The sequence below is a fragment of the Gemmata obscuriglobus genome, from assembly GCF_008065095.1.
Classification (GTDB): Bacteria; Planctomycetota; Planctomycetia; order Gemmatales; family Gemmataceae; genus Gemmata; species Gemmata obscuriglobus.
The window spans coordinates 4,026,196-4,047,684 of the sequence record NZ_CP042911.1 but is presented as its reverse complement, the minus strand read 5'-3'; the positions used below and the strand labels follow the sequence as shown (position 1 = coordinate 4,047,684).

At 65.2% G+C, this 21,489-nt stretch carries 14 protein-coding genes; 8 read left to right on the top strand and 6 right to left on the bottom strand.

Translation table 11 applies throughout. The features are described 5' to 3' along the window. Window positions 1-339: 339 nt before the first annotated feature. The 6 genes from GobsT_RS16825 (at window position 340) to GobsT_RS40500 (ending at window position 7,617) form a co-directional block, all read left to right on the top strand. Window positions 340-1,569: a transposase gene (locus GobsT_RS16825; protein WP_109571049.1), complete on the top strand. Its 1,230-nt coding sequence runs from the start codon at window positions 340-342 to the stop codon at window positions 1,567-1,569. Window positions 1,570-1,979: 410 nt separating this feature from the next. Next, window positions 1,980-2,210 carry a hypothetical protein gene (locus tag GobsT_RS16820; protein WP_010039866.1) on the top strand — a complete coding sequence of 77 codons (231 nt, stop codon included), beginning with the start codon at window positions 1,980-1,982 and terminating at the stop codon, window positions 2,208-2,210. Between the two features lie 937 nt (window positions 2,211-3,147). Then, window positions 3,148-5,373 carry a DNA helicase RecQ gene (gene recQ, locus GobsT_RS16815; protein ID WP_010039862.1) on the top strand — a complete coding sequence of 742 codons (2,226 nt, stop codon included), beginning with the start codon at window positions 3,148-3,150 and terminating at the stop codon, window positions 5,371-5,373. Window positions 5,374-5,552: 179 nt separating this feature from the next. Then, window positions 5,553-7,016, top strand: a complete 1,464-nt coding sequence (locus GobsT_RS16810) for an IS66-like element ISGob3 family transposase (protein ID WP_033197688.1) — start codon at window positions 5,553-5,555, stop codon at window positions 7,014-7,016. Between the two features lie 176 nt (window positions 7,017-7,192). After that, window positions 7,193-7,456: a hypothetical protein gene (locus GobsT_RS16805; protein ID WP_148087768.1), complete on the top strand. Its 264-nt coding sequence runs from the start codon at window positions 7,193-7,195 to the stop codon at window positions 7,454-7,456. A 35-nt stretch (window positions 7,457-7,491) separates the two neighbouring features. Then, window positions 7,492-7,617 (top strand): hypothetical protein, encoded by a 126-nt coding sequence (locus GobsT_RS40500; RefSeq protein ID WP_010039858.1) that lies wholly within the window; start codon window positions 7,492-7,494, stop codon window positions 7,615-7,617. A 194-nt stretch (window positions 7,618-7,811) separates the two neighbouring features. On the opposite strand, the gene GobsT_RS16800 is transcribed toward GobsT_RS40500, so the two are convergent. Next, a complete protein-coding gene (locus tag GobsT_RS16800) occupies window positions 7,812-8,048 on the bottom strand; it encodes a hypothetical protein (protein WP_010050819.1) in 237 nt (78 codons plus the stop codon). A gap of 273 nt (window positions 8,049-8,321) precedes the next feature. Between GobsT_RS16800 and GobsT_RS16795 the strand changes: the two genes are divergently transcribed. Next, entirely contained in the window at window positions 8,322-10,976 is a 2,655-nt protein-coding gene (locus GobsT_RS16795; protein ID WP_081472009.1) for a c-type cytochrome domain-containing protein, read from the top strand. 75 nt (window positions 10,977-11,051) lie between these two features. On the opposite strand, the gene GobsT_RS16790 is transcribed toward GobsT_RS16795, so the two are convergent. Together GobsT_RS16790 and GobsT_RS16785 are read right to left on the bottom strand one after the other, a co-directional pair. Next, a complete protein-coding gene (locus GobsT_RS16790) occupies window positions 11,052-11,663 on the bottom strand; it encodes a hypothetical protein (RefSeq protein WP_010050815.1) in 612 nt (203 codons plus the stop codon). Between the two features lie 199 nt (window positions 11,664-11,862). Further along, window positions 11,863-12,231 (bottom strand): hypothetical protein, encoded by a 369-nt coding sequence (locus tag GobsT_RS16785; RefSeq protein WP_010050810.1) that lies wholly within the window; start codon window positions 12,229-12,231, stop codon window positions 11,863-11,865. A 992-nt stretch (window positions 12,232-13,223) separates the two neighbouring features. Here GobsT_RS16785 and solA point away from each other — a divergent pair. Then, window positions 13,224-14,369, top strand: coding sequence for an N-methyl-L-tryptophan oxidase (gene solA, locus GobsT_RS16780; protein ID WP_010048206.1), 1,146 nt, complete (start codon window positions 13,224-13,226; stop codon window positions 14,367-14,369). 692 nt (window positions 14,370-15,061) lie between these two features. Here the strand turns inward: solA and GobsT_RS16775 are convergent. From GobsT_RS16775 to GobsT_RS16765, 3 genes are all read right to left on the bottom strand, one after another. After that, entirely contained in the window at window positions 15,062-17,647 is a 2,586-nt protein-coding gene (locus GobsT_RS16775; protein ID WP_010048204.1) for a DUF4159 domain-containing protein, read from the bottom strand. A gap of 67 nt (window positions 17,648-17,714) precedes the next feature. Beyond that, the gene (gene purL / locus GobsT_RS16770; protein ID WP_010048203.1) at window positions 17,715-20,600 is read right to left on the bottom strand and encodes a phosphoribosylformylglycinamidine synthase subunit PurL; all 2,886 of its coding nucleotides are present in this window, start codon (window positions 20,598-20,600) and stop codon (window positions 17,715-17,717) included. Next, window positions 20,584-21,429 (bottom strand): prephenate dehydrogenase, encoded by an 846-nt coding sequence (locus GobsT_RS16765; RefSeq protein ID WP_010048201.1) that lies wholly within the window; start codon window positions 21,427-21,429, stop codon window positions 20,584-20,586. Before GobsT_RS16765 ends, purL begins: the two co-directional genes overlap by 17 nt. Window positions 21,430-21,489: the final 60 nt, after the last annotated feature.

Below are 21,489 nucleotides of genomic sequence, written 5' to 3'. Positions count from 1 at the left end.
GCCGGCCGGTCGCGTTGGAGCGGAGTAGCCGACCCGGAACTCGGGTCGGGCCATGGTTTCGTCTCAAGGGCGGCTCAACAACGGTCGGATGGGATGGAGCGACCGCTTTGCCGGTGGCGTCGGCCGGCCGTCCCGTCGATTGCGTCTCACCGCCCCTTGAATGCCGCGTTTCTCGCCGGTGAGGTCGCGGGTATTGTCCAAAAGTTCCAACCATGGCCCGTGCCCGGACCAGCAGTACCGCCGCCCCCGCAACTCGACCTCAAATCCGACCTCTGGGCGCCGCGGACCTCCTTCGCGGTAACATCGAGTCCGCCGAGTACAAGCACCCAGGATCTGGCCGTGCGCCTGGTGTGCGAGGACGGACTCCCCTATCAAACTGCCAGTTGGAATCTGTGGCGGGATCACCTGGTCTTTGTCCCCTTCGCCACGACCCAGAATTGGGTCGTGGCGAAGGGGACAAAGGTGGCGACACGTCGGACCACCTACCTCGACGACGCCCTGGTGCAGTTCTCCGGTTACGTGGCCATCGACGAAGTCGATGACGGCCCCTTCTGCATCCTTTCAGTTGTGGACAACCGCCGGTACAACCGCCTGGCCTGTTGTGTCCTCGAACACGACCCGACCCACGCCGATGTCCGGATCTTTCGGGCGGACGTTAAGGGCCAACTGGGCGCCCGTGGCAAGCGTGTGCAGGGCATTACCACCGATGGCTCGTCGCGGTACCCGGCCGTCCTTCCGCAACGCTGGCCGGGCGTGCCGCACCCGCTCTGCGTGTTCCATGTCCTCAAGGAGATCAATCAGGCCGTCCGGCATGCGCTGACTCACGTGCATAAGCACGTCATATCGACAATCCGCACGCGCAAGCGTGGTCGCCCCCGCAAACAGGACGCCGCCCCGGCGCGACGGATGACGCGCCGAAAGGCGGATGTGGCCGAGCTGTTCGAGCACCGCCGCCTGTTCGTGCGGCACCACCTCAGTGCCGCCCAGAAGAAGAAGCTGGCCCGGTTGACCCGCGGCCAGCCGCAGTTACGCACCTTACGCGAAATCGTGGCCGCCGTGTACCAACTGTTCGACCGCCTGGCCGGATGCGGACCGCGCGGGCTCGTCGGGCCAAATTGCGGGCGCGTGTGGGCCGTTTCAAGACGTTGCGCCGGGCCTTGTCCAAGTTGTTCGTGCCCAGCTTGGAACAGGCGCTGCTGCTTCTGGACGATCAGCTCTTGGATGCGACCAGCAACGCCGTGGAACGGTCCAACCGCCGGTTCCGCCAGGCGCAGCAGAGCATTTACAGCGCCCGAACCAAGCGCCACATCGAGCAACGATTGGCCTTGGACATGCACCGCGAACAACACGCCACCCGACGCACCCAAACCCTTCACGGCCTCCATCGGGCGCGGTCTCCGGCGCGATGGCTTAAAAATCGGCCGGTTCCACGCAAGGAACCCCAATCCCTGCACTCTCGCTGCTAAAGTGTCCGATTACCTGCGGTTGTCCAGGGTCCTTGAGTGCGTTTGCCCTGCCTCGCGACACGGGCGGTTCCTGACGGTCATGCCCAGGACCCGCAACGAGTAGGCGCGGTTCCGCGAGCACCTGCGGGCCCAACCGGTAGAGTGGGTCGAGGTGCATCGGGAGCCCAACCCGCGTCGCCGCACCGGTCCCGGTGTGGTGTACCACGGGGCGGAAAGCCCGGACCGCTCGTCCGACGGGTATCGGGTCCTGTGGTACCGGAGCTCGCAGAAGGAACAGGCCGATCGCCAGACCCGGCACGAGCGCCTGCGTCGCGCCCGCGCGGCCCTGGACGAGGTCCAACGGCCGGGCCGGCGGGCGTGGCGTGGGGCCGCGGAGGCGCGTCAGGCGGGCGACCGGATCGTCCGCGAGTACGAGGTCGAGCACCTGTTGGGTGTCGAGGTCGGTGTCGCGGTGGAGGAACATTTCGAGCAGGTGAGCCCGGGCGCCCGGGTCCGAATACGGAGTACCGGCGGGTGGAAACGCCACGCTGGCACATCCGGTTCGAGGAGCGCGGTGAGGCGCTGGCTCATGCGGCCCGGTGCGACGGGCTGTTCCCGCTGATGACCAACGACGAGGGGCTGAGCGTCGCGGAGGCGCTCAGGAAGTATAAGTACCAACCGTTCGTGGAGAAGCGTCACGAGCAGCTCAGGGGCGGGTTCGGTGTGATGACCACGTGGCTCGAGAATAGACTCGTTGCGCAATAGGGCCGGTTTTGCCGTATACCCTTGCTTGAAAACGAGTTGCGGCATTGAATGTGGACTCACCGCAAACTCTTTCTGCACAAGGGTTTGCTGTCTATTGCGCCATGAGTCTAATGTGACGCGGGTCGAGAGCCTGTTGTGGCTGTACTACGTGGTAGAGCTGGTCGGCGCGTTGGTCGAGCGCGAGGTCCGTCCGGCCATGACGAATGACGGGATCGAGAGCTTGGCCCTGTACCCCGAGGGCCGTGCCACGTTGGCCCCGACCACGGGTGCCGTGTTCGATGTGCTTGAGGGGCAGCGGCGGCACCGGTTGGTCGAGGCGTCGGGTCAGGAGTTGCGTCGGTTCCATGACCCTTGTCCGACGACGCCCGCCGCGTGCTCCACTTGCTCGGGGTCAGTCAGGCGGCGTACGGAATCAATGACGCGCAATTAGCTAAGAGCCAAGCATCGCGTTAAAATACAGTGCGAATAATTCGCCAAAAAGACGAATTTTTGTCTCTCGGAATGTAGGCCGTAAGTCCTTATTTCATGGCCGCAGTTGCGGTCGTAAGTCCTGATTATTCGTGGGTACTGGGCCTGAAGAATCACCAGTTGCGCCAACCCTGCGCTGTAGTACTAGTGAGTCGCTTGCTTCGCTCGTGGCCATAACCATGACTCATCCATCCGCGAAAACCCCTTACGCGCGCTGGGATTCACACGATTCGGCAATGGCTACGGGCGTGGCAAATGACCCACTAACTACACGCGCATCCTACCGAGCCTGCAATCCATTCACAACCGCTGCCGCGACCGATTCCGGACATCCGGCAGACTCTCGTCAAAACCCACACGCCTCGCACACGTGCCACTTATTCTACCGCACCCGGGGTAGACGAATCGCGTACGATTCGGGTACGGTACGGATGTCTATATTCTTCCGCGATTCCTTTCGAGGTCGAACGTGTTGGGCTCCAAGCCGCTCCCCCCGGAGCTGTTCGACGCCGTTCAGCGGCACTGGGGGTTCGCGTCGCTCCGGCCGCTCCAGGAACACGCGATCCGGGCCGTCCTCAACCGCCGCGACTCGCTCGTGGTCCTGCCCACCGGTGGCGGGAAATCGCTCTGCTTCCAGGCTCCCGCAGTCGTGCAGGGCGGACTCACGATCGTCGTGTCGCCGCTCATTGCCCTCATGAAGGACCAGGTAGACGGCCTCACGCGCATCGGCGTGCCCGCGGCCCGGCTCGACAGCACGCTCACCGCAGCCGAGCGTGCCGCCACCTTCGAGGGCATCCGCACCGGCACCACCCGACTCGTGTTCACCTCGCCCGAGCGGTTGGTTAACACCGAGATCTTTCGGCTCCTGCAATCGGCCAACACGCACACCATCGCAGTGGACGAGGCACACTGCGTGAGCCATTGGGGGCACGACTTCCGCCCCGAATACCGTCAGCTCGCGCGGATGCGCGAGTTCTTCCCCAAGGCCTCGGTCCACGCTTATACCGCGACCGCCACCGAGCAGGTGCGGCGCGACATCATCCAGCAACTGAACCTGCGCCAGCCCGAGATCCACGTCGGCAGCTTCGACCGCCCGAACCTCACGTTTCGCGTGCTGCCCAGGGTCGAGATGCACGCCCAGGTGCGTGAGGTGATCGACCGCCACCCGGGCGATGCGGGCATCGTCTACTGCCTCCGCAAGAAGGACGTGGACGAGATGTGCGCGGCGCTCAAGGCAGCCGGATACCGCGCGGTGCCGTACCACGCCGGAATGGAGAACGCCGCCCGCCGCGCCACCCAGGACGCGTTCGCCGCGGAAGAGGCCGATGTGGTCGTCGCGACGGTCGCGTTCGGCATGGGCATCGACCGCTCTAACGTACGGTTCGTGATACACGCCGCGATGCCCAAGACGATCGAGCACTACCAGCAGGAAACCGGCCGCGCCGGCCGCGACGGGTTGGAGTCCGAGTGCGTCCTCTTCTACTCGGGCCAGGATTTCCTTTCGCTCAAGTGGATGATCGAGAAATCGGGCGAAGAGGGCGGGGCGTCCGCGGAGTACGTCGCAACCAGCGTCAAACACCTCGAAGAGATGGCCCGCTACTGTCGCGGCGCGGTGTGCCGGCACAAGGCGCTCGTACAGCACTTCGGCCAGACCTACGACTCCCCTAACTGCGGCGCGTGTGACATCTGCTTGGGAGACACTCAAGAAGTGCCCGACGCGATGACCGTGGCGAAGAAGATACTCTCGTGCGTGGCCCGCCTGAAGGAGAGCTTCGGCACCGCGCACGTAATCGAGGTGCTGCGCGGAGCGGACACGGCCGCGATCCGCAGCCGCAGCCACCACCAGCTCACGACCTACGGCCTGTTAAAGAACGTCCCAAAGAACGACCTGCGGGACTGGATTTATCAACTCATCGGCCAGGGCGCACTGGTCCAGTCCGGAGACGAGTACCCCGTTCTTAAACTCAACACGACATCTTGGGACGTGATGAGCGGACGGTCCACGATCCGGCTCATCCAGCTCGCGCGGCGTGCGAAGCGCAGTGCTGACGGCGGAAAGGCGCAACCGTTTGCGCTGCCGCCCGGTGCCGACGCGGCGCTGTTCGAGATGTTGCGGCAGCTACGGCGCCAGGAAGCATCCCGCGCGGGAGTGCAACCGTATCAGGTGTTTACCGACGCGGTGCTCGCGGAAATGGCCCGCGGCCGCCCGACCAACGAGGACACACTGAAACGCATCTCGGGCGTCGGGGAATACCGCGCCCAGCAATTCGGGCGCGTTTTCCTCAAGGCGATTGTGGCGCATTGCCTGCGCACCGGCTTGGAAGAGAACGTCCCGCTGCCCAAGGTAACCCCGGGCTCACGAGCGGCGCTCGGGCCGACAACAGTCGCGAAACCGTCCGCGAAAAAGGAACTCGCGTTCAAGCTGTTCCGCAGCGGCGCGTCCGTCGAGTACGTCGCCAAGGAGGCGGAACTTGCGGCGTCGACCGTAACGGAGTACTTGGCCGAATTCGTGCGAACACAAAAGCCCCCGTCGATCTTCGCATGGGTATCGGAAGATGTGTGCGAGCGCGTTGCTGCTGCTGCCGAGATCCACGGCGTCGCGCGGTTGAAGCCGGTGTACGAGGAACTCAACGGCGAAGTGAACTACGACGCCATCCGCATCGTTTTCGCGTACCTCGACACGCGAGCCGCATGAATCTCGCGCTCGATTCTCTGCCGCCGTCAACAAGCTTTAGCGACTAAGAACGCGGGTCCACCTCAACACGCATCGCGTAACCGTTCACGGGGTGCGGGCCGTGCATTTTCCAGGCCTTTGTGACTCGATTCTGCGCGGGGTTGCCTCAAGAGCCGGTGTTCCGTAATCGAACGGACGCGATGACATCTGTTCCTCAACCGCCGGAGCTACCGAGTGACCTGCCGCCAGCGGTGGTGGCGTACATTCGTGCGCTGGAAGCGACGGTTGCGCAGTTGCAGGCCACGGTCGCGGCTCTCCAGGTCACGGTGGCCGACCTTCAGACCCGGCTCAACCAGAATTCCAGCAACTCGTCGAAACCGCCCTCGTCGGATGGTCCGCAGGTGAAGCCGGCCCCGCCCAAGAGTCCCTCGGGGAAGCGGCGCGGCGGTCAATCGGGGCACCCCAAGGCCGAGCGCACCGTGCTGCCGCCCGACACGGTCCACACCCTCAAACCGGACACCTGCCGCGGGTGTGCGTGCCCACTCACCGGGGACGACCCGAACCCGTCGATTCACCAGGTGCATGAGATCCCGGTCGTCCGGCCGCAGGTGACCGAGTATCGGTGCCATCGGCTCCGGTGCCCGCACTGCGGCGCCGTGACGACCGCACCGGTGCCCGCCGACGCGGCTCCCGGGTACGGTCCCCGGGTCCAGGCGGTGGCCGCCATGCTCACCGGTTCGTGCCGCCTGGGCAAGCGGGTGGTGAGCCAACTGTTCGACGACCTGTTCGGGTTGCCCATCCGTCCGGCCACGGTGTGCAAACTCCAGCACACGACCGCGGCGGCTCTGGCCCCGGTGGCCGAAGCGGCTCTCGCGTACACCCGCGGGCACCCGGCGAACGTGGACGAAACGGGCTGGACGCAAGGGCGCCAGCGGGCCTGGTTGTGGGTCGCGGTGAGCACCTCGGTGGTCGCATTCCTGATCCGCGCCACCCGGGGCCGGAGCGCGTTCGACGACCTGCGGGACGGGTCCGCCCAGGTCCACACGACCGATCGGTATCCGGTGTACACGCATCTGCCGGTGCATCGGCGCCAGGTGTGCTGGGCGCACCTGCGGCGGGACTTCCAGGCGATGATCGATCGGGGCAACGACGGATCCCCGATCGGGGCCGCCCTGTTGGCCTGTTCCGACGAACTGTTCGGGCACTGGTTCCGGGTGCGGGACGGGACGTTAGCCCGGTCCACGTTCGCTCGCGTGTACGCCCGCGCCGTGCGGGCCCGGTTCCGCACGCACCTGGGGCACGGGGGCCGGTGCGGGTGCCCCAAGACCGGGGCCGTGTGCCGCGAGCTGTTGGCGGTGGAGCCGGCCCTGTGGACGTTCGCACGCGTGGGCGGGGTGGAACCGACCAACAACGCGGCCGAGCGGGCCCTGCGTCACGCCGTGTGCTGGCGCAAGACCAGCTACGGCACCGACTCCGAACGCGGTAGCCGGTTCGTGGAGCGGATCCTCACGGTCCTGGCCTCGTGTCGCCGGCAGGGCCGCAACGTGCTCGCATTCCTCACCGACGCCGTCACCGCACACCGTACCGGGGCAAAGCCACCAACACTGATCCCGGTCCCGGCTCAACAACCACCGATGATGAACCCAACTTTCGCTGGCTGTTGAGATACACCCGCATCAACTGTGAACGCTTACCGCATCGCAACCTCTTACCAACAATATGCGAAGCGAAGTGTTCCAGAACTGGTCACCAAGAAAGTGGCGGTGACGATCGAACACCTCCAGTCGCGGGCTCACCGCTTGCCCACTTTTACCGTGGGTGCCCTCATTGAAGCCGAATCATGATCGTCATGTTGATGGGAGTATCGGGTTCACGCAAATCGACCATTGGCAAGGTACTGGCCGAAGAAGCTCGCTGGACTTTTGTTGAGGCAGACGCCTATCACCCGGCGGCCAACGTCGAGAAATCCACAACGGAATGTCCCTCACCGATGCGGACCGGCGCCCGTGACGCGCCGCGGTGGGTGATCGGATCGACCGAACCCCGAACTCAACGGGCCGGAGCAAATTCATTACGTGAACCTAACAAATATCTCAATAAATAATATGATATCGACTAACGAAGCACAAAGGCCACTTCATGAACCCTGCTCTACTGCACAGTCAGTTCGAGATTTTGGAACCACCGGAGAACGCCGTTCGTGTTGACATCAAGGCCACTTCAAAAACCATCGTGAGTGAAATCCGCAAGCAACTCGGGCTGTAGTTTTTCCGAGGCTGAGAGCGCCCATTCACAGTTCGGTAGGACGCTCTCCTTCGAAAAAAACCACCTTGCGTCCACATGACAAAACAGCCGACCGCCCATTACCCCAGCGCAAATGGTCTACACACGGCGCGAAGGCCCGGTGCGGACCGAGTAGTCGGTCCGCACCGGGCCTTCGCGCCGAATACACACTTCGCTCACGAACAGCGGTTACAGTTCTCGTTCTTGACGGCAGCATCGACCCGCGCCTCCTCGGCCTCGTTCTTGGCTTCCTGCTCAACCTCATCAGCGCGGTTCTGCGCCTTGTTCAGCTTCTCCTTGGCCCAATCCTTGACCTCATCAGCCTTCTCGCTGATTCGGTTGCCCACCTTGGTCGCAGCTTCGCCAATCGCGTTGCCCGCTTCGACCAGCTTGCCCTTGATAGTATCCGCCATGATTAGTTCTCCTTGCAGGATGCAGATTTCGAGTTATTCACCGACTAGCTTTACTGGCCCGGCGGCCGGTGGAGGGAAGAGTAGCAACATCCGTGCCATCCACGTTGCGGGCCGAAAATGAAGTGCGCGAGTGTACTCACGATCGAGCCGGTCCAACCCCGCAACAAGCCGTCGGCCCGGCGCAACGTGTCCCGCTCTTGCAATCGACCGCACGGCCAGGGCCGTCTTATTAATGACAGCTTTTCGCCCTCAGCGATTCAGGAAACCTGGTCGATGCGCACAACCCTTTTCGTCGTCCTGGTCCTGTTGGGTTCCGCAGCGGCGGGCACAGCAGAGGAAGCGAAGCAACTTGCGCAGCAGGCCACAACCGTTCTCAAAACACACTGCTACCGGTGTCACGGGCAAGACGGCAGCGTCGAAGGGGCAGTGAATTTCGTTACCGACCTTCCGAAACTCGTCGCGCGTAAAAAGGTCGTTCCAAACGACCCAAAAGGAAGTCGGCTGTTCCGCCGTATGGAAGACGGCACCATGCCACCGCCTGACGAACAGCCGCGACCCAGTGCGGCCGAAATTGCAGCACTCAAAAGGTGGATCGAGGCCGGAGCACCAACCGGAGAGAGCGTACTACCTCGCGCCGCAATCACTCAAGGCAACATGTACGCCACGGTGCTCGCCGACCTCGAAACGCTCGACCGCCGCGCGCGGCGGTTCCAGAGGTATTTTACCCTGACGCACCTCCACAACGCGGGACTCTCCGACGAAGAGCTTCAAACGTACCGCAACGCACTCTCGAAACTGGTAAACAGCCTGTCGTGGGGGTCCAAGATCGTGAACCCCGTCGCGGTGGACGCGAACCGCACGGTGCTGCGCATCGACCTCCGCTGGTACGTCTGGGACGCGACGATCTGGAACCGCGTCCTGCAAGAGTACCCTTACGGCGTGCTGGACGACTCCGTCAGCGCACGGGCGGTCGCGGTGGGCACCGCTACCAAGCAGCCGATCGTTCGGGCCGACTGGTTCGTGGCGACCGCGTCCCGAGCGCCGCTCTACTACGACGTGCTCCAATTGCCCGGCACCCTTGCAGACCTCGAAAAGCTCATTCGTGTCGACAGCACCGAGAACATCAAGCAGGAACGTGTCGCACGGGTCGGGTTTAACGGGAGCGGTATCTCGCGGTTCAACCGCATCCTCGAACGTCACGACTCCGCACAGGGTATGTACTGGCGCACCTACGACTTTGATGAGCCGCCGGCGAACCTCGTGGCCCGCGTAAACGGCGGGATGCTTGCGGACCGCCGTAACATCTTCGCGTTCCCGCTCGGCCCCGGCGGACTAACCGACAACCCGTTTCAGCACGCCGGCGGCGAGGCAATCTTCGCGCTACCGAACGGGTTGCACGCGTTCTACCTCGCTAGCGCCGTCAACGCCCGCCTCGACAAGGGGCCGCTCGCGATCGTGAGCGATCCGAAACGGCCAGACCGCGCGGTCGAAGCAGGTGTGTCGTGCATGTCTTGCCACGTCACCGGCATTCTTCCCAAAGCGGACCAGGTGCGCGACTACCTTGACAAGAACCCGAAAGCGCTCAAGCGCACGGAGGCCGATGTAATTCGCTCGCTGTACCCCGGCCAAGACATCGCGATGAAACTGATGGAAGCCGACGCAAAGCGGTACGGTGAAGTGGTTGCGAAGACCGGGGCTCGCGTGAGCCGCTTCGAGGCCGTGAGCACCATCACACAAAAGTATGAGACCGAGGTTGACTTGTCCACCGGTGCGAGCGAGGTCGGACTTTCGGCCGACGAATTCCGCGCCCGTATCAGCAACTCCGAAACGCTGGTGAGGCACATCGGCTCGCTCCGAATCGGCGGCACCGTCACGAGGCAGATCTGGGCGCAGGCGTTCGGCGACATCGCACGCGAGCTACAACTCGGCGGGTTGTACCAGGCGAACCTGAACGGCCCCACGCTCAAAGACAACACCGGCGAACTCGACCCGCTCGAAGCGCGCGGCGACTCGGCGAACCAGTGGGCGTTCGCTCCCGGCGGGCGCCGGGCGCTGGTGGCGAGCGGCGATCGGAGCGTCCGCTATTACGATGTCGAGGCCCGGCGCGACATCAAACGGCTGGTGGGACACACCGCGAGCGTGTGGGCAGTCGCACTGACTCCCGACGGCAAATTCGCCGCGTCGGGCGGCATGGACGGCACCGCCCGCGCCTGGGATCTCACAACCGGGCTCGAAAGTGCGAGATTCGACGACCACACGAGCCTCGTCAGTGCGGTCGCCTTCGCACCCAACGGTAAGTGGATCGTGTCGGGCAGTTTCGACGGCTCGGTCGTGTACTGGAAAACAGTCAACGGCCAGGAGGGTTGGCGCGCGGAGAAGTTGGGGTTGGTCACAGCGATCGCGGTGGACCCGCAGGGAGCATTCGTCGCGGTAACGACCCCAAGCGCACTTGTACTCCTCAACCTCGCCAACGGTCGTGAATTCAAACGGTACGGTACGTTTGCGGCGCCGCTGTCGGCGGTCGCGATCAGCCCGAACGGAAAGTGGATCGCGGCCGGCAACGATCTCGGTACGGTCTACATCTGGCAGGTTGGTGAAGAAGAAGCCCGCTTCACCCTGACCGGACACGAAGGCGGTGTGCGCAGCGTGGCTATCAAGGACGGGCGCTGGGTTATAACCGGCGGCACGGACCGTACGCTCCGGCTCTGGGACACGGCCGCGGCGAAGCAGGAGGTCGCAGCGTTCCGCCAGCACACTGCGAGCGTTACCGGCGTCGCGTTCCTGGAGAACGGTACGCAAACGGTGTCGGGCGACGGCACACTCCGGGCACTTCCATGGAAGATCGATCAGTTTATCGTCGCACCGGCTGACGCACCGAACAAAGAACTGCCAAAAGCACCGGATAGAATTCCCTATGCACGGCCATAAGACCGAGCGCTCTCGGCCCTCACCACTGAATCGCTATTAGGCAAGGGCGGGAATTTAATCTCCCGGGTGGTGACGTCATTCACCTTCCGTTGCAAGAGCCGCTTTCGCGAGCGTTTGCGTTGTTGCGGCGGTCTTGGGCGGGAACAATGGTCGCGTCAGTATCTCTTCCAACGTCCATCGATGATCCGTGATCCCGGCGACCATCGCGGGGGTGCGGGGCCGGTATCGAGGCGGGTTCGCGAGGGTCTTCTGGCGGAGCGTGCGGACGGCCCACCCGAAGTTGTACCGCACTACGCACAACCAGGTGACCGCGAGGTGGAGCGCGAGCGCCTTGGAGAACGTGTACACCTTGCGGGCGTTGAAGTGCCGCTGGGTGCCGTGGCACCGCTCCACGTAGCTCACGTTGATCGTGGGTGGTGTCGATCCGCGCGTCAGCGCCGTGGCCACGGCCTCCGGGGTGCCCCGCACGATCCGCTTCTCGATCGACACCACGCGCCCGCCCTGTCGCTCCTTGCGCACCGTCGCGTGGTTGATCTCCTCGGGGAAGTACACCGCCGGCAGGGACGCGAAGTCACACGCCTTCTTCTCCCGGACGCTCAATTCGAGTGCGGCCTTGGGCACCCCATCGGTCCGCAGCAGGGCCGTGGAGTATGCCGGGTACTCATCGGTGGTGACCAGGTCCGGCAACCCGCCCTCGGTCGGTTCGCGCGTCGAAGTCGGCCCACGCCGACTCCAGCATCCCGAGGTTCCGGCGCCCCATCACCAGAGTCACGATGACGCGGCTCGTGGTGTCCAGGATGGCATGGTCCCACCAACTGCCCCATTCGTCATCGGCTGCGTTCTCGGGGTCACATTTATTGCCTTTTTTCCCCACATAGGGCCACGCCTAATCGGCTTGGACCTGCTGCGGCTGGACGGACGTGCCGGACCATCTGGTCGTGGAACCGTTGGGCGTGGTCCCCGGTCGTGCGGGCGGACCGGAGCACCGTGTTGAGGGTGCCCCCGCACCGGCGCCCGTGGGGCGCATGCCGTTGCCCTCGACCAAGTGGTGGGCGATGTCCAGGCCCTTCTCGTCGCTCATGTGCAGGCCGAACAGGGGCGTCCCTTCGCGCTCCGGGAAGTTCTTCCCGCAGGCCGAGCAACGGAGGCACCGGATGCCCCGCGGCTTGCTCGACCACCCGTGCGGAAGGAAGAGAACGTCACCAAAGATGTTCCCGCCGAACACGGGTCGCGGGCGGCGCCAGACGATTCCCATCAAAGAAGGACCCGGCCCGCGTAGAACGCCAGCGCGACGGCGGCGGCCCCAACGACCACCACCACCGCCACAAGCCAGCAGCGCGAGCCGAACACTTGGGAGGCGCCGAAACCGCCGCGGTGCCGGGTAATGCAACGATGGCCCCACCGCCAAGAGCGAACGCAAGCCACACACGATGGAACTCTGATACATGAACCCACCCGCGGTGTCGCTTTCTTGACGAGCCGCGACCGCCCGGGAGCGGGATACGTGGCACCGCTCCCGGGCGGTCGCGGCTCGTCAAGAAAGCGACAATATTACCGGGTACGTGTATGAGGCGCGCGGGCCGCACCTTGAGAGGCCACTGCCGAGTCCTATTAATACTGCAGCGCAGGATCGCCGTAAGTCCTTATTTCATGGCCGCAGTTGCGGTCGTAAGTTCTGATTCTTCGTGGGCACAGGGCCTGAAGAATCACCACTTGCGCCAACCCTGCTCTGCAGTACTAAACCGACGGAGATGAGCCCGGCGACAGCGGCACCTGCACACGCCGAGGCCAGCGCCGCCCCGATCAAAAGGCCCACGGACGCGATTCCGTTCCGCGGCCAACCGTTGTGGAGTGCAGCATGTCGATAGTTCACTGAGCGAATGGGCTAACGATTGACAGACGGGCCGATGCACGTGAGGCGCTGGCGCTCGCATATCTGGGTCTGAGAGATGACGCGAAGGCCGCGACCGCACTCGGCGAGGCGGTTCGCGCCGATCAGGCGCGGATGAAATCAGTCGCGAGCATTATCCTCGCGCACGCCGCGGTGTTGGAGCAGAAGTTCCCTGATACGCCTGGCACTGCCGCCAACTGGCTCGCGAGCGCGCTCACCGGTGTGCAGAAGGGGATGCCATCCCTCACCTGCGAACCGCGATCGCCGTGGCGCTGAAAGCCGCCGGCGCGGCCAAATATGACGCCACGCGACTCGCACAACTCCGTGCGTGGGTTCACAAAGAAAGGTAGCCGCCCGTGTCGCAATCGTTCGACGTGATCGTGCTCGGTGCCGGCGGCATGGGATCGGCCGCGTGCTTCGAGTTGGCCCGGCGCGGGCTCAAGGTGCTCGGGTTGGAGCAGTTCGCGCTTGTCCACGACCGCGGCAGTTCGCACGGACACACGCGCATCATCCGCACCGCCTACGCCGAGCACCCGGCCTACGTGCCGCTCGCGCGGCGGGCGTTCGAGCGGTGGTACGAACTGGAGCAACTCACCGAGCAGCACCTGCTGACGGAGTGCGAGTGCCTGAACGCCGGCCCGCCGGGGAGCGAACACGTTGAGGGCGTGCGCGCCTCCGTGCGGACGCACAACCTCGTCGCCGAGGAGCTAAACGGCGCCGAGATTAACCGCCGCTACCCGGCGTTCCGGTTCCCGGCCGAGTACCGCGGCGTGGTCGAACGGGCCGCGGGCTTCTTGTACGTCGAGGAGTGCGTGCGCGCTCACCTCGACATGGCCGTGGAATGCGGTGCCGAGATCCGCGCCGAAGAGCCCGTTCGTGCGTGGAAAGTCACCGGCAGCGGCATTGAAGTGACGACGGACCGGGGCACTTACCATGCGGCAAAGCTGATCGTGACGGCGGGCGCGTGGGCCACAAAACTGCTCGCGGACATCGGGGTTCCTCTGCGCGTTATGCGTCAGACACTTTTGTGGTTCGACATCGGCTCGCGAGCGCCCCTCTTCCGGCGCGACACGTTCCCACTTTTCATCGCGGACGTTCCCGGCGCGCCGTTTTACGGCCTCCCCGCAATCGACCCGAACGGGCTCAAGGTGGCCCGACACTACGGAGCGCCCGAACTCCCCAACCCGGACGGCGTGGACTGGAACCTGGCAGACGCAGACGTGTCGGCACTGCGCCCGCTGATCGACGAGTTCTTACCGGGACTCGGCACACTGAAGAAGGGGCAGGTGTGCATGTACACGGTCACACCGGATCGGCACTTTGTGATCGACACGCACCCCGATTCCCCGCACGTAGTTGTCGCGTGCGGGTTCTCGGGGCACGGGTTCAAGTTCGCCAGCGCGGTCGGCGAGGTGCTTGCCGATCTAGCACAGACCGGTTGCACGAAACACGACATCACGTTGTTCCGCGCCGGACGCTTTTCAGAACCGGCCCGCGGATGACGAAGAAGCCGGAGCGGTTGCAGTGTCGGCTTACACGATTTTGTGCCTTTGCGGTACAGGCATCTCCGTCTGTATGGTTTTGAAGACCGAATTTGTGGAGGAAACGAATGCTACCACTAAGTTGGCGCGGGACAGTTATCCTTTCGCCAGAAGCTGGGGGAAATCCCGAGCAGGTTCTTGACCGACTCGCCGCGGGTCTTGCCGAGCAGTCTGCCCGCGCATTACGGCGCGAGCCTGGATGCATCACCTTCGAGGGAGGGTTCTTCCGGTTCGTGTCTAACTGGAACCTTCTCGTGCCCATCAGTTGGGGGCGGCTCAGTGCCGAAGCCGGACCGGACTGTGTTCGGGTCCACTACGATATTACCTTCCTGGAGGTAGTCGTCTTCGCGACCTTCGGCGCCGGATTCCTTGCCGTTATGCTCTGCTTGCCCGCCTCCGACCTGGGAGCGATGCGATATGTTTTCCCCATTGTGGCGTGGGCGTGGCTTGTCGGCGGCAATATTGCCCTCGCCCTTGGAAGGTTCCCGGCTTTCATCCGCAAACAGGGGCGTGGTAGGCACACTCGCTCGGTCACTTAGTACCACCACCCCGTACCGTCATTCGACGATAAACAACCGGCAAACGACAACGATCTTCAACGTGCTTGTGTGCCGTTCCCCACCTGAGACGCCTCTCCAAAGCCATAACGCGCTCTACCGCCGCAGAGAGTACAGCGCGACCGCGCTGGCGATGCGGAGGGCGCTCTCCTTATCGTGCCCGAGGCACTCCGCGGACTTGTGCCCCTCGATCGCGCAGCCGATGTCGTACTTGCTGTAAATCACCGCCCACCGGCCGCCCACCTTCTTCCCGTCCACGATCTGCTCGTCGATCTTGATGCCCTCGAGCAGCACCGGGTAGTTGCGCAGCTCCCGCTCGGCGCCCGTGCCCTCTGCGTTCTCGCGGCGGCACTTTACGCTCCCCAGGTTCAGACCCGCTTGCTTCGCCAAATCGAACAGCGGCTCGTTCGCGAACGGAATGGTCGTGAGCTTCTGGTCCGGGAACATTTTGGCCATCGAATCGCGGAACGACTTGTCGAACGCCCGCCACTGCTTGATGTCGTTGCACGCGGCGTCCACCAGCAGCAGCCCGCCGGTCTGGAGGTTCACCTTCACGTTGTCCGCCTCGTCGGGCGTGAACTGGATCGGCTTCCGCCCGTGCAGGTACATGAACTTGTACCGCATCAGCTTCGGGTCCGACGGCTGGAGCACCTCGCTCGTCAGCGCCACGTCCAGCTTCGCGTTCTGCCCGAGGTAGGACATCAGGTTCCGCAGCGCGTCCGAGGCCGGCGGCTGCTGGACGCTCGCGTCGCTGACGTACTTCAGTTGCAGCGCCCGGAACTTGCTCCGCGCGATGCCCTTGTCCGGAGTGACGATCGCGGTCTTGGTGAGCTTCGGCTTCGGAAGCTCCATCCCGGTGGCGTAGGCGATCACGTTCCGCGCGAGGCAGAACGCCTTTTCGCCCCGGTTCTTCGGGTCGCGGCCGTCCGCGGGTATGAACCGCCGCTCCTCCCAGTACCCCGCCAGCGGGCTCGGGCTGAACACCGCCACCGTGCGGCAACCGCGGTCGAGGTACATCAGGTCCGGGAAGTCCGCGGGCGAGATGCCGGGGAACATCTGCCAGATGGCGTGCTCCGGCGGCACCTTCTTCAACTGGCTGCCCGGGAAGATGCGGTCCACGAGGCTCTCGAACGAGGACGCGAAGTCCCGGTCGCCGCAGCACGCCTCCGCGAACAGGAACCCGCCCTCTTCCACGTACCGCTTGAGGATCTGCTCGGCGACGTGGAGGTCCGGGTCGGTCGAGCGCGTCACGAACGGCATCGGCCCGTGGCCGTTCAGGTACACCAGCGGGGACTGGAGCAGCAGCCCCACCTCAGAATCGATCCGGTCCTGTGAGCCCAGGTTCTGCAGGCGCATGTCGTACACCTGCCACGACAGCGGCGCCCCCTCGAAGATCTCCCGCTGTGCGAACTCGACGACGTTGCGGCAGTCGTTGTGCTTGCGGTTCCAGTTCGGCGTGTTCGTGGGGTTCCCGCCCGGGTCGCGCTCGGCGAGGATCGCCTGGTCGTTTTTGCCCACCTCGCCGCGAACGAAGTTGCCCCACGCGAACTTGCTGACGAGCACCGGCGTGCGGCCCTTCGAGAGGTAGAGGAGCGCGAACGCCGAGGTGACGACCGGGTAGAGCTTGTCGAGCCCCGAGGTGTCGGCCGTGTACGTGAACGAGCCGTCGGGCTGCTGGAGCCGGAGCAGCCGCACGCACCCCTCCCGGTACCAGTCCATCCGCCCGATGAACCGCTGCCCGGACAGCCGCCCCAGCCGTTCGATGCCGTAATAGTTGTAGAAGTACGACATGCCCTGATCGAACGCGAAGTTGGTCCCGATGTAGTTCATCCCCTTGGCGAGCGCGTCGCTGTCGGAGTAGACCCCGCACCGCGCGGCCACCCCGGTGCCCGGGTTCAACTGCTGCTCGCTCTTGTCGAGCCCCAAGTTAGCAATGATCAGGCCGCACGCGCCGCCCACGCTCATGGTGAAGCTCGGCTTGTTCTGGTCGAGGGTGCTGTACACCCAGAACCCGGCCTTCTGGTTGCCCTGGTCGGGCTTCTGCGTGCGGGTGTAGAAGTCCTGGATCTCCTTCCAGAGCGAGTCCTCGATTTTGACGCCCGCGACCTTCGCGGCGTACAGCCCCAGCAGCGCGTACTGGGTGTTCGAGTTGTCGGCGATTTCGCCCACTGAGGATTCCGGGCTCGTGGGGTAGCTCCAGCCCTGAAGCTTGCCCCCGCTGCGGATCGCGATCCGCGCGAGCCACTCGGCGTTCGCGTTAATCTTCGACTGGTCTTTCTTGTCACGCGAGAGGAGTTGGGCCTCGGACAGCGCCATCGTCTGGAGTGCGACCGCGTAGGTTTTGCGCGGGGTCCGCTTGCGCAGGTATTCGATGCCACTTTTTACGGCGGGGTCGTCGACAGGCACGCCGGAGTTGAGCAGCGCCAGCACCGCGAGAGCGGTCGGGCCGCCGTCCATGTCCGCGAGTGATTTGAGGAAGAAGCTCCCTTCCCAGCTCCCGTCCTTGGCCTGATTCTTTCGGAGGTACGTGACCCCGCGATCGATGGCGTCCTTGACTTTGTTGACGAGTTCACCGTCGCCGCCGCCGGGCGCGGGGGCCGGTTGCGCCGCCACCGGCGGCGCGGGGACGAGCCCGACGCCGGCACACAGTGCGAAGGCGGCAACCAGCAGCGAACGGGTCATGTCGCGATCCTCCGCGGAAGCGTCCGGGCTCCAGAGCGCCGGACGCCGTCGTCCGCCATTATACCCCTCACCAGCGGAGCGGTTTCTGCCACGCCTCCTTGAGGGTCGCCAGTTTAACCCAGACGAGCCATTCGGCGTTGGCGCCGGCGATGCGCAACCGCGGCTCGGAAACGGTAGTCCCCACCCGCGCAACCGGCAAACCCGCGAAACAGTGTTCGAACGCCGCCGCGTGCTCCGGCTTCACCTCGACGACGAACCGCGTCGGCGATTCGCTGAACAGCTTGGCCTCGTCCGGCAAGTCCCCCGGCAGGGACGTGACATCGGCCCCGATCCCGCCCGCGAAGCACATTTCGGCCACCGCGACCGCGAACCCGCCCTCGCTGAGGTCGTGGCACGCCCGCACCAGCCCCTGACCGATTGCGGCGTGGACCGCCAGGAACAGCTTCGGCGCCTGAACGGCATCGACCGTCGGAACCGCCCCGCCGGTGCGGCCGGTGACTAGCTCGAAGTGCGACCCGCCCAGCTCGTTCTTAGTCGCCCCCACCAGGTACAGCGCGTTGCCCGCTTCCTTGATGTCCATCGTCACGCACTGGCGCACATCGTCCACGCGCCCCAGTGCCGTTACGAGCAGCGTGTGGGGGATGTTCAGCCGCTCGTCGTTCTTGCCCTTGTAGGTGTTGTTGAGGCTGTCCTTCCCGCTGATGAACGGCGTCCCGTAAGCCACCGCCACGTCGCGGCACGCCTCCGCGGTGCGGACCAGCGCGCCGAGCACCTTCGGGTCGTGGATGTTCCCCCAGCAGAAGTTGTCCAGGATCGCGACGCGCTGCGGGTCGGCCCCGACCGCGATCACGTTCCGCACCGCCTCGTCGATCGCGCACCCGGCTGCGGCGTAGGGGTCGAGGTCCGCGAACCGCGGGTTGATCCCGCAGCCCACCGCCGCGCCGGTCCAGGTGCCGAGCACCGGCATCACCACCGAAGCGTCCGACGGGCCGTCGTTCAGCACGCCCACGAGCGGCTTGATGACGCTCCCGCCCTGCACCTCGTGGTCGTACTGCCGGATCACCCACTCTTTCGAGCAGACCGAGAAGTGCGACAGGATGGATACGAGCACGTCCTGCGCGGGCTTCGGCTCCAGCACCGCGGCCGGCGCGCCCATCGCGAACATCGGCGGGTCCCACTCGGCGCTCTTCACGACCGTCGGCCGCCCCTCGTGCAGGAAGTGCATGTCGAGGTCGGCGACGACGTTGTTTTGGTAGGTGAGCTTCAACCGGCCGCTGGCCTCGAAGGTGCCCAGGACGGCCGCCTCCACGTCCTCGGACGCGCACAGTGCCTTGAGGGCGGGCCACTTCGCGGCCGGCACCGACAGCACCATTCGCTCCTGAGACTCCGAGATCCAGATCTCGGTGTAGCTGAGCCCGTCGTACTTCAGCGGGGCGTTTTCGAGCTGCACCGTCGCGCCCAGTTCCGCGCCCATCTCGCCGACCGCCGAGGAGAACCCGCCGGCCCCGCAATCGGTGATCGCGGTGAACAGGTCGAGGTCGCGGGCCTGCAGGATCACGTCCTGCACCTTCTTTTCCGTGATCGCGTTGCCGATCTGCACCGCGCCGCCGCTGACCGTTTCCGATTCGTGCGTGAGTTCCAGGCTGGAGAAGGTGGCGCCGTGGATGCCGTCGCGCCCGGTGCGCCCGCCGACGGCGACGATCAGGTCGCCGGGGAGTACCTTCTTGAACGCTTTATCCGTGGGGATCGTGCCGACCGTGCCGCAGAACACGAGCGGGTTCGCGAGGTAGCGGTCGTCGAACAGGATCGCCCCGTTCACGGTGGGGATGCCCATCCGGTTGCCGTAGTCGCGCACGCCCGCGACCACGCCCTGCATCACGCGGCGCGGGTGCAGCACGCCCACCGGGAGCTGGTTCGGCTCGAAGTCCGGCGGCGCGAAGCAGAACACATCCGTGTTGCACACGGGCTTCGCGCCCAGGCCGGTGCCGAGGAGGTCGCGGATCACCCCGCCGAGCCCGGTGTTGGCGCCGCCGTAGGGCTCGATCGCGGACGGGTGGTTGTGCGTCTCCACCTTGATCGCGATGTGGAAGTTCTCGTCGAACTTCACCACGCCGGCGTTGTCGGCGAACACGCTAACGCACCAGTCGTCCTCGCCGAGCTTGGCGCGGATGGTTTGTGTCGCCCCGAACACCGTCTCTTTGAGCAGGTTCTTGTAGGTGCGGCTCTGCCCGGTGGCGTGATCGGTGAAGTGGATCGTCCCCTTCAGCGTCTTGTGGGAGCAGTGCTCGGACCACGTCTGTGCGATCGTTTCGAGTTCCGCGTCGGTCGGCTCGCGACCCAGGTCGCGGAAGTGCGACTGGACGACCTGCATCTCTTCTAGCGAGAGCGCGAGCGTGTTGTCCTTGCTCAGCTTCACGAGGCCCGCGTCGTCCAGGTCGCGGAGCGGCACCGTCAGCAGTTTGAACTGGTACGGCTTGCCCAGCGCGAGGTGGGCGGCCTGGACCGGCCCGACAACGATCTGCTCGATGGCGTCGTTCGCCAGCACTTTGCGGAACAGCACGTCGCGGTCGAGCGACGGCAGCTCCGGTGGGCCGAAGTACCGGCGGAACGTGCGCACCGCGGTGACGGGGACGCCGAGCATCCGGACCGCTTCGAGCACCGTTTGCGCGACCGGTTCCATCACGCCGGGCTTGAGGAGCACCGTGTAGGCGTGGGCGGCGCGGGTGCCGACCGGGGCGAACTCGCCACTCTCCACGAGCGGGTCGAGGAGCACCTCGTTCAAAAGCCGCGCGCGGTGCTCGTCGGTCAACTCGCCTTCGACCAGGAACCCGCGGGCGCTGGCGGTGACCAGGTCGCCGCCGCGCTCGCTGTGCGTGAGCAGGTCGAACTCGTCGCACACCCGCTCGCGCTCGCGGTCCAGGCCGAGCGGACGAATCTCAAGTTCCCAGAGCATCGCGTACCTGCTTTCCTTCGGTCAGCCACCGCACGAGCCCCGCCCGGTCGCGGGATTCGAGCAGCGTGCGGAATTCGGTCATCCGGTCGGTGAATTGCGTCAGCGCCGCGAGCGTGGCGTCGCGGTTGGCCTCGAATATGGCGGCCCACAGGTCCGGGTCGCCGGCGGCGATCCGGGTCACGTCGCGGAACCCGCCGGCGGTCAGCTTCAGCCACTCCATCGGGGTGATCGCCGCCACCCCGGACGCCACCGCGTGGGGCAAGTGGCTGGTGGACGCGACCGTGCGGTCGTGCTCCTCGGCGTTCATCAGCACGACCCGCGAGCCGAGCGCCTCCCAGAACCGCCCGACGGTCACGGTGCGGCCCCAGTCCGCCCCCAGCGCGCCGACGATCAGCACCGTGACGCGGTTGACGAACAGGTCCGCGCGGCCGTTCTCGGCCCCGCCCTTTTCGGACCCCGCCAGCGGGTGCGCCGCGACGTACTCGACCCCCGCCGGCAGGCGCCCTTGCACCGTCGCGACGATGTTACTCTTCGTGCTGCCGCCGTCGGTGAAATAGGTCCCCGGCCGGACGTGCCGCGCGGCCGTGACAATAACCTCGGCGATCCGATCGACCGGCGTACAGACGACCACGAGTTGCGCGCCTGCGACGCCGGCGGCAAGGTCGGTCGTTCCGGTGTCGATGGCGCCGAGCTTGGCGGCCCGGGCGATGCAATCGGGGTCGCGGTCCACGCCGACCACGCGCCCGGCCACGCCGCGGGCCTTCGCGGCCAGCCCGACCGACCCGCCGATCAGCCCCACGCCGACAATCGTGATCTGGTCGAACAGCATTCCGAAATTATAAGAACGCGGGCCGCAAGAAACCGCTTGCGGCGCCCCGGGGTAGTGCGA

What these genes read in the sequence shown, in the direction of transcription:
- GobsT_RS16785 (WP_010050810.1), bottom strand. Translation starts at nt 12,231, where the DNA reads ATGGGAATCGTCTGGCGCCGCCCGCGACCCGTGTTCGGCGGGAACATC.
- GobsT_RS16775 (WP_010048204.1), bottom strand. Translation starts at nt 17,647, where the DNA reads ATGACCCGTTCGCTGCTGGTTGCCGCCTTCGCACTGTGTGCCGGCGTC.
- purL (WP_010048203.1), bottom strand. Translation starts at nt 20,600, where the DNA reads ATGCTCTGGGAACTTGAGATTCGTCCGCTCGGCCTGGACCGCGAGCGC.
- GobsT_RS16795 (WP_081472009.1), top strand. Translation starts at nt 8,322, where the DNA reads ATGCGCACAACCCTTTTCGTCGTCCTGGTCCTGTTGGGTTCCGCAGCG.
- GobsT_RS16765 (WP_010048201.1), bottom strand. Translation starts at nt 21,429, where the DNA reads ATGCTGTTCGACCAGATCACGATTGTCGGCGTGGGGCTGATCGGCGGG.
- GobsT_RS16805 (WP_148087768.1), top strand. Translation starts at nt 7,193, where the DNA reads ATGATCGTCATGTTGATGGGAGTATCGGGTTCACGCAAATCGACCATT.
- GobsT_RS40500 (WP_010039858.1), top strand. Translation starts at nt 7,492, where the DNA reads ATGAACCCTGCTCTACTGCACAGTCAGTTCGAGATTTTGGAACCACCG.
- GobsT_RS16800 (WP_010050819.1), bottom strand. Translation starts at nt 8,048, where the DNA reads ATGGCGGATACTATCAAGGGCAAGCTGGTCGAAGCGGGCAACGCGATT.
- GobsT_RS16810 (WP_033197688.1), top strand. Translation starts at nt 5,553, where the DNA reads ATGACATCTGTTCCTCAACCGCCGGAGCTACCGAGTGACCTGCCGCCA.